Annotated in this window: 14 protein-coding genes; 7 read left to right on the forward strand and 7 right to left on the reverse strand. The window is 59.1% G+C overall.

The features are described from left to right. Positions 1 to 26: 26 nt before the first annotated feature. The 6 genes from V3C63_RS11005 (at position 27) to V3C63_RS11030 (ending at position 4,825) form a co-directional block, all read left to right on the forward strand. A complete protein-coding gene (locus V3C63_RS11005; RefSeq protein WP_329887937.1) occupies positions 27 to 1,610 on the forward strand; it encodes a DapH/DapD/GlmU-related protein in 1,584 nt (527 codons plus the stop codon). Positions 1,611 to 1,764: 154 nt separating this feature from the next. After that, positions 1,765 to 2,532: a TatD family hydrolase gene (locus tag V3C63_RS11010; RefSeq protein ID WP_329887938.1), complete on the forward strand. Its 768-nt coding sequence runs from the start codon at positions 1,765 to 1,767 to the stop codon at positions 2,530 to 2,532. A 30-nt stretch (positions 2,533 to 2,562) separates the two neighbouring features. Further along, the gene (locus tag V3C63_RS11015) at positions 2,563 to 3,315 is read left to right on the forward strand and encodes an AzlC family ABC transporter permease (protein ID WP_329887939.1); all 753 of its coding nucleotides are present in this window, start codon (positions 2,563 to 2,565) and stop codon (positions 3,313 to 3,315) included. Further along, complete coding sequence (locus tag V3C63_RS11020; protein WP_329887941.1) at positions 3,312 to 3,629, forward strand: AzlD domain-containing protein; 318 nt, start codon at positions 3,312 to 3,314, stop codon at positions 3,627 to 3,629. The genes V3C63_RS11015 and V3C63_RS11020 overlap by 4 nt, the downstream gene beginning before the upstream one ends. 10 nt (positions 3,630 to 3,639) lie before the next feature. Continuing rightward, positions 3,640 to 4,038 carry a hypothetical protein gene (locus V3C63_RS11025; protein WP_329887943.1) on the forward strand — a complete coding sequence of 133 codons (399 nt, stop codon included), beginning with the start codon at positions 3,640 to 3,642 and terminating at the stop codon, positions 4,036 to 4,038. A gap of 10 nt (positions 4,039 to 4,048) precedes the next feature. Next, complete coding sequence (locus V3C63_RS11030; RefSeq protein WP_329887944.1) at positions 4,049 to 4,825, forward strand: HAD family hydrolase; 777 nt, start codon at positions 4,049 to 4,051, stop codon at positions 4,823 to 4,825. A gap of 60 nt (positions 4,826 to 4,885) precedes the next feature. Here V3C63_RS11030 and V3C63_RS11035 read toward each other — a convergent pair whose 3' ends face one another. The 7 genes from V3C63_RS11035 to V3C63_RS11065 form a co-directional block, all read right to left on the reverse strand. Next, entirely contained in the window at positions 4,886 to 5,194 is a 309-nt protein-coding gene (locus tag V3C63_RS11035) for a DUF1858 domain-containing protein (RefSeq protein WP_329887946.1), read from the reverse strand. 153 nt (positions 5,195 to 5,347) lie between these two features. Then, positions 5,348 to 6,304, reverse strand: coding sequence for a diacylglycerol/lipid kinase family protein (locus V3C63_RS11040; protein ID WP_329887947.1), 957 nt, complete (start codon positions 6,302 to 6,304; stop codon positions 5,348 to 5,350). Positions 6,305 to 6,527: 223 nt separating this feature from the next. Further along, on the reverse strand, positions 6,528 to 7,523 hold the full coding sequence (locus tag V3C63_RS11045; protein WP_329887948.1) for a diaminopimelate dehydrogenase: 996 nt from the start codon (positions 7,521 to 7,523) through the stop codon (positions 6,528 to 6,530). Between the two features lie 18 nt (positions 7,524 to 7,541). After that, positions 7,542 to 8,882: a butyryl-CoA:acetate CoA-transferase gene (locus V3C63_RS11050; protein ID WP_329887949.1), complete on the reverse strand. Its 1,341-nt coding sequence runs from the start codon at positions 8,880 to 8,882 to the stop codon at positions 7,542 to 7,544. A gap of 131 nt (positions 8,883 to 9,013) precedes the next feature. Next, positions 9,014 to 10,378 carry an NCS2 family permease gene (locus V3C63_RS11055; protein WP_329887950.1) on the reverse strand — a complete coding sequence of 455 codons (1,365 nt, stop codon included), beginning with the start codon at positions 10,376 to 10,378 and terminating at the stop codon, positions 9,014 to 9,016. A 170-nt stretch (positions 10,379 to 10,548) separates the two neighbouring features. Next, on the reverse strand, positions 10,549 to 10,929 hold the full coding sequence (locus tag V3C63_RS11060; protein ID WP_329887952.1) for a ribosomal maturation YjgA family protein: 381 nt from the start codon (positions 10,927 to 10,929) through the stop codon (positions 10,549 to 10,551). Between the two features lie 4 nt (positions 10,930 to 10,933). Then, entirely contained in the window at positions 10,934 to 11,728 is a 795-nt protein-coding gene (locus tag V3C63_RS11065) for an HAD-IIA family hydrolase (protein ID WP_329887954.1), read from the reverse strand. A gap of 577 nt (positions 11,729 to 12,305) precedes the next feature. On the opposite strand from V3C63_RS11065, the gene V3C63_RS11070 reads away from it, so the two are divergent. Then, positions 12,306 to 13,844 carry a sodium:solute symporter family protein gene (locus tag V3C63_RS11070; RefSeq protein WP_329887956.1) on the forward strand — a complete coding sequence of 513 codons (1,539 nt, stop codon included), beginning with the start codon at positions 12,306 to 12,308 and terminating at the stop codon, positions 13,842 to 13,844. Positions 13,845 to 14,108: the final 264 nt, after the last annotated feature.

The following is a 14,108-nucleotide window of genomic DNA, read 5'->3' on the forward strand; positions in this document are numbered from 1 at the left end:
CCGAGTGCTCGTCAGGGGAGGATACGATGGCTTATTATCAGAAGACCAATCAAGCAGACAGTCATGAAGCGGCACCCCGGCCATTCGACGCACCGACCGTCGACGATTTTAATCGGATCGCCGCTTCCCAGGATAAGAAATTATGGAACGCCTTTTTAAAAGATTATGCCGAAAATTTTCAGCGCAGCATCATGGCGGGGATGGATCATTTTCTCTTTCTCTGTCCGTCGGCCAACCTCGTCGTCGAGCTGGTGAAGTTCCGCCACTTCTCCGGCGCGGCAGGCGCAGGCTCCGGCAAGATCGGCGACGCCCTGCGGAACATGGGCCTCAAGCGGCTGACCTTCACTTATCGCGAGGTGGACAGCGACTTTGACGGCGTGTGCTTTGCCATCGACAAGGCCGTGGAGCGGGAACTCTCCCACAAAAGCCTCGCCGATATTCCAAAGCGCAGACGTCTGCCCCTCGAGGACGACGAGACCGTCTGCGTGGACAAGGGCTATAAGGTCACCGTCTCCGGCGACTATAAACTCGAGGAGAACAACCGCCCGGCGCCGGCGGAAGAAGACGCGGGCGGTTACACCGGCAATGCCGGACTTTTAAATGCCATCGCCGACGATATCGGCGGCACCTATGGCGGCAACGCGGCCATCGTCGACACCCTGGGCCGAGACAAGCTCACCACCTACGGCGGCAACGCGGGCATCACCAATTCCCTTTCGGCAAGCGAGCGGGTCACCACCTATGGCGGCAACGCCGGCATTTTAAAGAACGACGACGACAAAACCGCCGATGCCTATTCCTACACACGGTTTAACAAAAAAACGATTGACGATATCCCGCTCAGAGGCAATTGGCAGGACCTCAAGGCGGCCAAAGCGGAGGATCCCGGGGGGGAGCCGCTCGCTGAAGCGCCGGGGAATATTCCGCCGTCCCCCGCTGCTTCAGCCCCCGCTGACACGGCGCCCGCCGAAAGCGGCACAACCATCGTGCACACGGCGGCAGCCAGGGCGGCCTTAGCCGCCGCCACCGAGCCGGAACAGGAAAGGCCGGCTAACGTTATGACACCATCCAAACTTCAAAGCTATCATGGCAAACACATCTTTATCGCCAAGACGGCCGCCGTCGTCGGCGACGTGCGCATCGGCAACAACAGCTCCGTTTGGTATTCGGCCGTCGTCCGGGGGGATCAGGCCCCGGTAACCATCGGCGAGGGCACCAATGTTCAGGACGGCAGCGTCATCCACGTCGACGTCAAAACCCCCGCCATCATCGGCGACGGCGTGAGCATCGGCCACAACTGCACGATCCACGGCTGCGACATCGGCGACAACGTGCTCGTCGGCATGGGGTCGACCATCCTCAACCGGGCCAGTATCCCCGATAACTGCATCGTCGGCGCGGGTTCACTAATCACCCAGGGCAAGACCTTCCCCGAAGGCTCGCTGATTCTCGGTTCGCCGGCCAAGGCTGCGCGCGCGCTCACCGAGGAGGAGATCCGGGGCATCCGCGACAACGCCGCGGAATACATGCAGCTGATGAACAATGAAGCCGGCCAGGACTACGAAGAAATCCCCGGCGGCTTTGTGATCGTTCAAGGCGACACCGACTAATTCGCCCGACGCACTGCGGCATCCACGCCGCAGTTTTTTTGTGTCCGGATTTTTTCGCGTTCGGGCCCGCGGGCGCCGCCATTTGTGTTAAAATGGCAACATCACAAGGCGTGCGGACCTTTTTGCCGCGAGCCCTTCAACAAGGAGAATGCCCATGCTCATCGATTCCCATTCCCATCTCGACGACGACGCGTTTGCCGAAGACCGCGACGCGGTGGTCGCCCGGGCCGAGGCCGCCGGCGTCGGCGCCGTCATCGACCCGGGCTGCGATCTGGCCTCGAGCCGCCTCGCCGTGGACTTAAGCCGACGATACCCCATCGTACGCGCGGCGGTGGGATTTCATCCGGAAAACTGCGCCGACACCACCGCCGCCGATCTCGACGCCGTCCGCGCGCTCGCCGCCGCGCCGGAGGTCGTCGCCATCGGCGAGATCGGCCTGGACTACCATTGGGACGACAACCCGTCCCGGGCCAAACAGCAGGAGGTGTTCGTCGCCCAACTCGATCTGGCCGGCGAACTCGGCCTGCCGGTGATCATCCACGACCGGGATGCCCACGGCGACGCCCTCACGCTGGTGCGCAGCCATTTCAGCCGGGACGCCGGCGGGGTTTTTCACTGCTACTCCGGCTCGGTGGAGACGGCGCGCGCCCTTCTCGATCTCGGCTTCTATCTCGGCTTCGACGGGCCCATCACCTTCAAGAATAATAAAAAATCCCCGGAGGTCGTGGCCTACGCGCCCCTGGACCGCCTGCTGATCGAAACCGACGCGCCCTATATGGCGCCGGTGCCCCTGCGGGGCAAACGAAACGAGCCGGCTTTCGTCACCCATGTTGCCGCCAAAATGGCCGCCATCAGGGCTCTGCCCTTCAAAGCGGTGACCGAAGCCACCACGGCCAATGCTGAGCGCCTTTTTCACCTCTGACCCCCTGTTTATTCATGAAAGGAGCGGCCCTTGCCCGTCCCATCGTTATCACCCAGACAAGCTTTGATCACCGGCCTGAAGGACGGTCTGCCCATCGGGCTGGGTTATATCTCTGTCTCCTTCACCTTCGGTATGATGGCCGTCACCCGGGGGCTGCCGGCCTGGTCGGCCATTTTGATCTCCTTCACCAATCTGACCTCCGCCGGACAATTCGCCGGCCTCGATATCATCGCCGCGAGCGGCCCCTTTATTGAGATCGCCCTGGTGCAGCTGGTGATCAATCTGCGCTACGCGCTGATGTCGCTCTCTTGGTCGCAGAAGCTCCCCCCGGATTTTAAATTCTGGCAGCGCTTCGTCATCGCCTTCGGCGACACGGACGAAATCTTCGCGGTGAGTGCCCGCCGCCACGACACCGGCATGCCGCTGACCTTCTTTTATCTGCTCGGGCTCATGGCGCTGCCCATTCTCTGCTGGACCGGCGGCACCGTCGGCGGAGCCTTTGCCTCGGCCGTGCTGCCCGCTGCCGTGCGCTCCGCCCTGGGCCTGGCCATCTACGGCATGTTCATCGCCATCGTCGTGCCGCCGGCCCGGGAGGATAAGGCCGTTCGCACCGTCGCCCTTGCCGCGGTGGCCCTCAGCTGCGTCCTGCACTTTCTGCCGGGGGTGCGCCGGCTGTCCAGCGGCTTTGCCATCATCATCTGCGGGGTCGCGGCCTCGGCCCTGGGCGCCGCATTATTTCCCGTTGCGGACACAGCCGCCCCCGACGAGGAGGCCAACCCATGAGCACCGCCCGCCTGCTGCTATACATCCTCATCATGGCCGCAGTGACCTACGCCATCCGCGTGCTGCCCCTGATCTTGTTTCGCAAGCCCATCCGCTCGCCCTTTATCCGCAGTTTTTTGTATTACATTCCCTACGCAGTGCTCGGCGCCATGACGATCCCGGCCATTTTTTTTGCCACCGATTCGCTGTTTTCTGCCATCGTGGGACTTGTCGTCGCGGTGATTGCCGCCTGGCATAAAAAGGGCCTGCTCACCGTCGCCGCGGCCGCTTGTCTCGCCGTTTATTTCACTCAATGGCTCATCACCGTTTTTTAAAGGAGGCCCCATGCCATCTGCCAGTTTATCCCAATCCCTTCGCCGCCTGGGCCTGCTCATCGTCTGCTGTTTGGGTCTGGGCTTATGCCCATCCCCAGCTCGGGCGCAACCCACCTTGCCATCGGAACTCGCCGGGCGCTGGCAGCCGGCGGCGCGCACGGCTAAAATCAACCGGGCGCTGCCGGCTTCGGCGCTGCACGCGAAGCCCCGGCTCACCGTCACGCCGGCCGGCCGCGTCACCCTACGCATCCGGCGCAAGGGCCGATATACTGCTCGGGTGCGCAAAGGCAAAGGGCACACCCTCGTCATCACCGTCCGCAAGCGCCGGATAAGGGTGCATTACCGCCTGCAATACCGTCGCCTAAAACTCACCTTCAATCGCCAGAGCATTACCCTTCAGAAAATGTAAGGAGATTTTCATGACCGCTAAAAAGTATTTCTTCTTCGATATCGACGGCACCCTCACCGACCGCACGACGAACCAGATCGTGCCCAGCGCGAGAGTCGCCCTCAAAAAGCTTTCCGATGCCGGGCATTTTGTCGCCATCAACACCGGCCGCGCCCACTACAAAGCCCGCCCATTTTTTGAGGCCAACGGCTTTTCCAACATGGTGTGCAGCGGCGGCCACGGCTTGGTGATCGACGGTGAGTTGGTGGAAAACCCGCCCCTCGATTACGCCGCGGCCAAAGCGCTTTACGACGAGGCCATCGCTGCGGGCTACGGCGTGCTGGTCGCCGAGGATGACTCCATCGACGTTTATGCCCGGGACTTTGCCTTTATCGAGCAAATGGGCCCGCGCCTCGAAGCCACCCGCTACATCATCGAAGAACACTACGTGCCCATTCACGCTATTTATAAAATGTATCTCGCCCTGCCCCGGGGCGAAGAACACCGGCTGTCCTTGCTGAACCAACCCTCTCTGGGCCGGCTGCGCTTCGACGGCGACTACCTGATCATTCAGCCGGACGAAAAACGCGGCGGCCTGCTGCGCATGCTCGAGCGCGTCGGCGGGGCGCCGGAGGACGTGGTGGTCTTCGGCGACGACACCAACGACTTCGACATGTTCACTCCACCCTTTACCCGGGTCGCCATGGGCAACGCCCATCCGAAGCTCAAGGCCATGGCCGATATCGTCGCCCCCGCCAATGTGGACGACGGCATTTACCGCATCTGCGAAAAACAGGGCTGGTTTTAAAAGCGGGCACACAAAAAGGCGCTGCCTCCGGTTAATCCGGAAGCAGCGCCTTTTGCCTGCTTATAATTCTTCGGCCTGGATCATCGCCGTGTCCGCCAGATAATCGTTGAGCGCCGCGCAGACGTCCTCGCCGTCGAGCCCGTGCACCATGGCCGCCTGGGCCAGGGTTTCCATCTGGGAGGAGGGGCAGTAGATGCAGCCCATGCCGCAGTCCTGAATCAAAAAGTCCGCCGCGGCGGGATGCGCCGCAATAATCTGGCTGACCAGCATGTCCGGGGTGACCGGCGCCTCATCCCCTGCCGTCGCTGTTGCCGCTGACTTTCGGGCCTTGCCGAAAAGTTCCGATAAATTCAAATCGTTTAAGCTCATTGTGAAGCCTTCTTTCTCAGTGCTGCTTTGACCCCGATGCGGGGCAAATCTGTGTTTCGCAGCCGCTTTGCGGCCACCAATTCCAAGTATTTCTCTTGGAATTACTGCAGTGTATCACCTCCGACTTAATGCTTTCTGAAATCACCTAAACCCTCACTCCGGAAAAATCGGCTGATTGGATGCCTCGATGGCCTCCGCCTTGTCTTTAGGCGGCAGCAGCAGCGCGATGGCCTGCTTCTCCACGCGGATATCCGTTTCCCGCATGGTGCCTCCGTATTCGCCGTCCCAGGTCCAGGCCGTGTTTTCCGACGCTTTGATGTACACGTGGTCTGTTTGGAACACCTTGATATAAGGGCTGTCGGTCTTGCCGGCGAGTAGCGTCGCCAAAATGGCCTGCACCTCGATAAACAGCGGCGGCGCCTTGATGAGCATCACTTCAAAAAGTCCGTCGCTCAAATCCACCGAACTGGAAAAGGGCATGGCAAAGCCCGCCATGCTCCGCGCGTTCGAGATGGAACCGAACAGATATTCGTCGTCCTCAGTCTCGCCGTCGTGCTCGATGTGCATCCGGCAGCGGTAGGAAACGTTTTGGGGCAGGGTCAAAAGCGCCTTGAGCATATAGGCCGCGTGGCCGATGGCATTTTTAAAAATCTGGCTGGTATCGTAGCTGATCGAGGTGAAAGCCCCGAAGGCCGCGATATAATTAAAATAATAGGTGTCATTAAAACAGCCGATGTCGTAGGCAAAGACGTGGTCCCGGCTGATGGTTTCGCACTGGGCCAGAATGCCCTTGGGAATGCCGATGCTCTTGGCAAAATCGTTGGTGCTGCCGCTGGGAATATAGCCTAAGGGCGGGCGGCGATTCATCTGCATCATCCCGTTGATCACGTGGTTGAGGGTGCCGTCGCCGCCACAGCAGGCCACCACGTCAAAACGACCGTCACAGGCCACCAGAATGGTCTCCGCCGTCAGCTCCGCCGCGGGAATGATCGGATACACCGTCACCTCGCAATTTCTCTGCGTCAGCGCCTTGACAATCTGGAAGGCATTTTGATCGGCCATACCCGTGCCGGCAGAACCGTTCATCAGCATCAAAACTTTTTTTCTCATTTTTCCACCTATCATCAGGCGCAGGCCCGACTTTCTGTCGCTTGCTTATTGTTTTAATGATATCACAACTTGGCCGCGCTGCCCTTTAATCCAGCCAAATTTTTTCATATTGAACGCCCCGGACCGCCGCGCAGCAAAAAGGCACGCAAAAAAGTCCGGCCGTCCAAAGGCGGCCGGACTTAAAATGCCGGGCAATCGTTTCGTGGCCAGGCGCCGTTCCGATTTAAAGCATCCGGGCGCGCAACGTCTGCGGATCGAGCGGGCTCAAATAGGCCGGCGGCACATCCAGCATGGTTTTGCAGCCGACGGCGCCGTCCTGCGCAAAGCGATACACGGCCCGGGCACAAGCCACGAGCACCCCGGCGGTAAATTCCGGGTTGGAATCCAGCGTCAGGCCATATTCCACCACCGCCGTGTTTTCGGCTTCCCAGCCGGTTTTGCCGGAGCGGATCACAAAGCCGCCGTGGGGGATCCCGCTGTGATCCCGCCGCAGTTCTTCTTCCGTGATGAAATGCACCGTGGTGTCGTAGTCGGCGAAATAATTGGGCATGGTGACAATGGCTTTTTCAATCGCCTGACGGCCCGCTTCGTCCACGCCGTCTTCCGCGACGACAAAGCATTCCCGAGTGTGCATCTGACGGGTGGTCAGCTCCGGATTGTCGCCGGAGCGGGCCGCTGCCAGCGCCGCATCCACTGGGATGGTGTATTGCCTGGCGTCTTTCACGCCATCGATGCGGCGGATCGCGTCGGAATGTCCCTGGCTGACGCCCTTTCCCCAGAAGGTGTAACGCTTGCCCTCGGGCAGAACCGACGAGGCATAGACTCGGTTGAGTGAAAACAGTCCCGGATCCCAGCCGGCGGAGATCAGCGCCACATGGTTGCCGGCCCTCGCCGCGGCATTCACCGCTGCAAAATGATCCGGAATGTTGGCATGGGTGTCGAAGCTGTCCACCACGTTAAAATGAGCGGCAAAGGCCGGGGTCATCGCTGGCAGATCCGTCGCCGAGCCGCCGCAGAGAATCATCACGTCGATGGCGTCGGCGTAATCGGCCCAATCGTCCTGACGCACCACCGGCACCCCGCCGCTTAAAATCGTCACCGTCTCCGGGCTGCGCCGGGTGAAAACGGCGGCCAGGGTCATGTCGGCATTCTGCCGGACGGCACATTCGACGCCTTTGCCCAGATTGCCGTAACCCACAATACCAATACGAATGGCCATAATAACCTCCTTTTTTCTTTAACGCTTGTTGCTCTGGCGCCAGATACCCATCTTTTCGGCATCGGCGATGAGCTCTTCTCTGAAATCCGGATCGGCAATAGCAATCAGCGCTTCCGCCCGCTCCCAGGTGGTCGCCCCTTTCAGGTAGGCCATGCCGTATTCGGTCACGATGTACATCGAATTGGAACGGGTGTCCGTCACGATGGAACCTTCCGTTAGCGTCGGTTTGATGCGCGAATGCTTCACACCCTTTTTATCGGTGAACGAAGAAGACATGCAGATAAAACTCTTCCCGCCCTTAGAATTATACGCACCAAGCACGAAATCCAGCTGCCCGCCGGAGCCGGAAATCTGACGCAGGCCGGCGGATTCGGCGTTGATCTGGCCAAAGAGGTCCATATCCACCGCGTTATTGATGGACATGAAGTCGTCAAACTGGCCGATAACACTCGGATCATTCACATAATTCACCGGCGCCGACATGCAAGCCGGGTTGTCATCCAGAAAATCATAGAGCTTCTTCGTGCCGGAAGCAAAGGCATAGGTCTGTTTGTAGCGATCGATGGGCTTGCGGGCTCCGGTGATCTTGCCGGCCCGGGTCAGATCCACGAAGGAATCGACGTACATTTCCGTGTGAACGCCCAAATCCTTCAGATCGCTTTCGGCGATGAGCTGGCCGACGGTGTTGGGCATGCCGCCGATTCCCAGCTGCAGGGTTGCGCCGTCGGGAATCTCCGCCACGATCTGCTTGGCCACGGCCAGATCCACTTCGGTAGGTTCAGTCGAACCGCCACTTTCGGGCATCGCCGGATTGTCCCCTTCGACGATCATGTCGACTTCGGAAATGTGTACCGCTTCTTCAACCCCCAGGCAGCGCGGCACGGAAGTATTCACCTCAACGATGACCACATCGGCCTTGTTCACGACTTCCCGATAATGGGAAGTGTTCGGCCCGAAGTTGAACCAGCCGTGTTTGTCCATGGAGGCAACTTGGAACATTGCCACGTTCAGGGCGTGGGGCATATCCCGGTAATACCGCGGCACTTCCGAATAGCGCACCGGCCCATGAAAGATAAAGCCGTCTTTCACCGCCTTGCGGTCGACCCCGGAATAAAACCAGGAATTCCAGGTGAAATGCTCCTTGGCATCCGGCACATCAAAGATTTTTGGCCGAAACGGCACGATCCCGCCGTAAATTTTCACATCGGTAAGCTCCGGCATGCGCTTGGCCAGAGCTTCGTCCAACGCCCGGACGGTGCAGGTCACCCATCCGTAATCCACATAATCCCCTGATTTGATCACCTTGACAGCTTCATCCGCCGTCGTCAGTTTATCAGCATATTCTTTTAAATAGCTCATAATCCCTCCCGATTATTATTTTTTTAACACACTTATTCTATCACCTTGCCTGATTGAGGTCAATTAACTTAAAATGTCCGACGCTATAAAAAAAGCCGCCTCGCGGGGAAGCGACCTTTTGACATCAGCGCTTAGATAAAGATGTACTTCAAAATGAAAAGCAGCGAAATGACGATCATCAGCGGCGAGACCTTTTCCTTCTTGCCGGCCAGCAGGTTCATCAGGGTGTAGGAGATGAAGCCCACGCCGATCCCTTCGGAGATGCTGTAGGTGAAGGGCATGAACGCCAGGCACAGGAAAGCCGGAATGCCTTCGGTCGGATCGGTGAAGTCGATCTGGGTGACGTTTTGAATCATCAAAAAGCCGACGATGATCAGCGCCGGCGCCGTCGCAAAGGACGGAATCGCCAGAAAGATCGGCGAGAAGAACAACGCCAGGATAAAGAGGATCACCATGACGATGCCGGTGAGACCGGTGCGGCCCCCTTCGGCAATGCCGAGAGAGCTTTCGACAAAGGTCGTCGTGGTGGACGTCCCGAGGCAGGCCCCGATGGTGGTAGCGACGGCGTCGGCCATCAGCGCGCCCTTGATCCGCGGCAGATTGCCGTCTTCATCAATATAGCCCGCCTTCACGGCACAGCCGGTGAGCGTGCCCAGGGTATCGAAAATATCGACAAAGAGAAAGGCGAAGACCACCGTCGCAAAGTCAAAGCTCAAGCCCTTGGAGAAATCGAACTTCATGAAGGTCGGCGCCAGAGACGCGACGTGAATCCCGCGGGAAAAATCCGGAATCAGCGAATAAAGCCCCAGCTTCGGCACCGGCACATAAAACCCGGCCACCTCACAGATGATCCCCACGAGCCAGGTCGCCAGGATCCCGATGAGCACGCCGCCCTTGACCCCGCGGATCAGCAGAAAGCCAGTGAGCACCGTCCCGAGCAGGGCCAGGGCCACCGTCAGGCCCAGCGTGGCATTGCTCGCCGTGCTCCATTTGAACATGGTGACCAAGGTCGAATCGTCATTGACCACGATCTTCGCCCCCTGCAGTCCGACCATCGCAATAAACAGGCCGATCCCGGAGGAAATCGCCAGACGCAGCGTTTCGGGAATCGCGTTGAAAATGGCTTCACGGATATTGGTCAGACTTAAAACGATAAAGATAATACCTTCTATAAAGACCGCCACCAGCGCCATTTCCCAGGAGTAGCCCATTTTGATGACCACTGAATACGCAAAATAAGCGTTAAGCCCCATCCCCGGTGCGAGCACAAAAGGGTAATTGGTGAGCAGGGCCATCACGAGCGTCCCGATGGCCGAGGCCAGAGCCGTCGCCGTGAACACCGCGCCTTTGTCCATCCCGGCCGCCGAGAGCATGTTCGGATTGACCGCCAGAATATAAGCCACGCCCATGAAGGTCGTCAGTCCGGCCATCACTTCGGTTCTCAGGTTTGTTCCGTTTTCGCCAAACTTGAAAATCCTTGCCAGTTTTTCTTGCATGAAACATCCTTTCCGCGGCATTGCCGCTCGTTCAAATGAATATTAAGTATGCATTAAGGTTATCAGATTGCGGCCATAAAAGCAAGGGTTCCCGGCGTTTTGAAACCGTTAATTCTTTAGTCGGCTTTAAAGGCATCCAAAAAAAACCGAAACCGTTTGGGCTTCGGATTTTAATTTTTCTGCCTGCGGCGGGCCACGAGTCCAATCAACAGGCAACCCACCAGATAACACAGCAGATCCTGCCAGTCGAAGGTGCCGCCCATCAGCGTTCGCATCACCGGGCTTTGATCCAAGCCCAGACGTGCCGCCAGATGAAAGGCCTGGGACACCTCCGCCGCCGCGGCAAAGACAAAAATGCCCAGGGGCAGCCGGGGCCACCCCGTCGGTTTAAACACCCGCACCAACGCATAAAGCCCCACCACCACCAGCACATCCCCCATATAAGGGCGAATCACCGTATCGTGAACCCACAGGGCGATGGCAACCTCAAGCGTAAACACCGCGGCGGCCAGCCCCAGATAAAATAAACGAGCCCTGCTTTTCTCGCTCATCGCGTCAGGCCTTAACCGCTTCCGCGCAGGTCACAATTTCCCCTACGCCGGCAAGTACGGCTGTCGGCCGGTAGGCGAAAGTTTCGATGGTTTCCCTGCCCGTCACCCCCGAGAGCACCAAGGCCGTTGCCATGCCGCTTTCCAGACCGGAGATCACGTCGGTATCCATGCGGTCGCCGACCATCACCGCTTCGTCCGAATGGCAGCCGAGAAGCCGCAACCCGGTGCGCATCATCAGCGGATTGGGCTTGCCGCAAAAATAAGCTTTCTTGCCGGTGGCCATCTCGATGGGCGCCACCAGTGCCCCGCACCCCGGCATGATGCCCTGCTCGATGGGACCGCTGACATCCGGGTTGGTGCCGATAAGCTTCGCGCCGCCCAACACCATGTTGGTCGCCCGGGTCACCGTGTCCAGGGTGTAGCTCTGACTTTCGCCCACCACCACGTAATCCGGGTCCACCTCGTCCACGGCCAGTCCCTCGGCATAAATCGCGTTGATCAGGCCCACGCCGCCGATGGGATACACCGTGCATTCCGGCGACTGCTGCTTCAGGAAGCGGGCCGTCGCCAGCGCGCTGGTATAAAAATGGTCCTCACTGACGTCGAGCCCCAAATATGCGAGCTTCTGGGAGAGCTCCCGAGGGGTCTTCGCGCTGCTGTTGGTCAAAAAGAGAAAAGCCTTGTCTTCCCGATAGAGCCAGTCGATGAATTCCCGGACACCGGGCAAAAGTTCGTTGCCGTAATAGATCACGCCGTCCATATCGCAGATAAAGCCTTTGATTTGATTGAAGTCGATCATTGATACACCTTCTTTCACATGGTTTTCCGGCGCTGCAAAATGACTGCAAATGCGCCGATTGCTCCTATCTTACCCCACGTCGCCGACTTTTTCCACCTGATTCGCCGCCTTTTAACCAAATCTTTACCTGGACTTTTCATTCCCGCCGATGGCCGCAGCTGCCCATGTACTGAATTTCATACTGAAACCGACGGTTAAAAAGCTTGCCCCGGGCACTTTGGCATGCTAAAATGAATAAAAGATGTCGATCGGAAAAGAGTAAGCCCGCAGCGTCTGCGTCAGAGAACCGCCGGCCGGTGAAAGGCGGCCGCAGACCGCGCGCCGAATACCTTCCGGGAGTCGCGCACCCAAAGGGATTTTCCCCGGTAGGCTGCGATCGGGAGCGCCCGTTAACGCGCGCAGGTATCGCTCGCTTGAGCCGTACCTCATGAGCGCCGATTCGCGAGGCTCGGCGAAATAGAGGTGGTAACGCGGCTTTGTCCGCCCTCTGTGTGATAACGGAGGGCGGTTTTTTCTGCCCTCATCGGCCCTCGGATACGCCGCGTATCCCTTGCACTTTTTACCTGGAGGTTTTGCTTTGTTTCTCAAAATCTTTTTGCTCGCCGCCTTCTTCGCGGTGATGATCGGCGTCGGCATCCACTGCGGGCGCCACGCCGTCAGCGTGAACGGCTTCGTCCTTGGCGGGCGCAGCGTCGGCCCGTGGCTGACGGCCTTTTCCTTCGGCACGTCCTATTTTTCCGCTGTCATCTTCGTGGGCTACGCCGGGCAGTTCGGCTGGAAGTTCGGCGTCGCCTCGACCTGGATCGGCATCGGCAACGCGCTGCTCGGCTCGCTTTTGGCCTGGGTAGTGCTCGGCCGGCGCACCCGCATCATGACCCAGCATTTCGGCGCGGCTACCATGCCCCAGTTCTTCGGCGAGCGCTTCGGCAGCCCCTCGCTTAAGATCGCGGCGTCCGTCATCACCTTCGTTTTCATGATTCCCTACACCGCTTCGCTCTATAACGGGCTGTCCCGGCTGTTCGGCATGGCCTTTCACATCGATTATGTGGTGTGCATCGTGCTGATGGCCGCCCTCACCGCGGTGTATGTCATCGCCGGCGGCTACATGGCCACGGCCATCAACGATTTTATTCAGGGCATCATCATGCTCTTTGGCATCGCGGCCGTCGTCTCGGCGGCGCTTGGGGCCAACGGCGGCTTTCACGCCGCGATCATCTCCCTCTCCCGGGTGAAGGATGCCGCGGCAGCCCCCGGTCAGCTCGGCGCCTTCACTTCCTTTTTCGGGCCGGATCCGCCGGGCCTGCTGGCGGTGATCCTCCTCACCTCGCTGGGCACCTGGGGCCTGCCCCAGATGGTGGGCAAGTTTTACGCCATCGACAGCGAGCATTCCATCAACAAGGGGATGGTCATCTCGACACTCTTTGCCTTTGTCGTGGCCGGCGGTTCCTATTTTCTCGGCGGCTTTGGCCGGCTCTATGCCGACAGGGTGAACGTCGCGGCAAACGGCTTCGACGCCATTGTCCCCGCCATGCTCGCGGGCCTGCCCGATGTGCTCATCGCCGTGGTGGTGATCCTCGTGCTCTCGGCCTCGATGTCGACCCTCTCTTCGCTGGTGATCGCCTCCAGCTCCACCCTGACCCTCGATTTGATCCGGGATGTGTGCTTCCCGGATATGGAAGAGGAGCGGCAGGTGCTCGTGCTGCGGCTGTTCATCGTGGTATTCATCACGATTTCCGCCGTCATCGCGACGATTCAATACAAAAGCGCCGTGACCTTCATCGCCCAGCTCATGGGGATTTCCTGGGGCGCCATGGCCGGCGCCTTCCTCGCGCCTTTCCTTTACGGGCTTTACAGCCGGCGCGTCACCGCCGCATCAACCTGGGTTTCTTTTATCTTCGCCGTGGGGCTGATGATTGCCACCTTGCTCGCACCCCAGTGGCTTCCAGCCTTTTTGCGCTCGCCCATCCAAGCCGGAGTTTTTGCCATGGTGGCCGGCCTCGTGCTGGTGCCTGTCGTCAGCTTGTTCACCAAAGCGCCGGACGCCGCCCTGGTTGCCGATGCCTTCGCCGCCTACGATGAGCGGGTGTCCGTGCCGGTGCGCGACGATCTGGGCTGATCCCGCCGGACTTTTTCGGCACACAAAAAACCATGGATCCCAAACGGATCCATGTTTTTTTATGGCGCCCTCCGACTTGATGCCCGTTCCCGCCGCTGCGACGTCGCAGATCCTGCCGCCGCATTGAATGCGTTCACGCCGAATCCCCCGATAGACAATCGTCAATGGCATCTCCTATTTGAAAAAAACCGCTGTCCTTGGCGCCGCATAATGCGCTTCGAGCATCGCCACATGGGATAAAAACGCAGCATCGTCAAAAAACTT

This window comes from Pseudoramibacter faecis, from assembly GCF_036289405.1.
In the GTDB taxonomy this organism is placed as follows: Bacteria; Bacillota; Clostridia; order Eubacteriales; family Eubacteriaceae; genus Pseudoramibacter; species Pseudoramibacter faecis.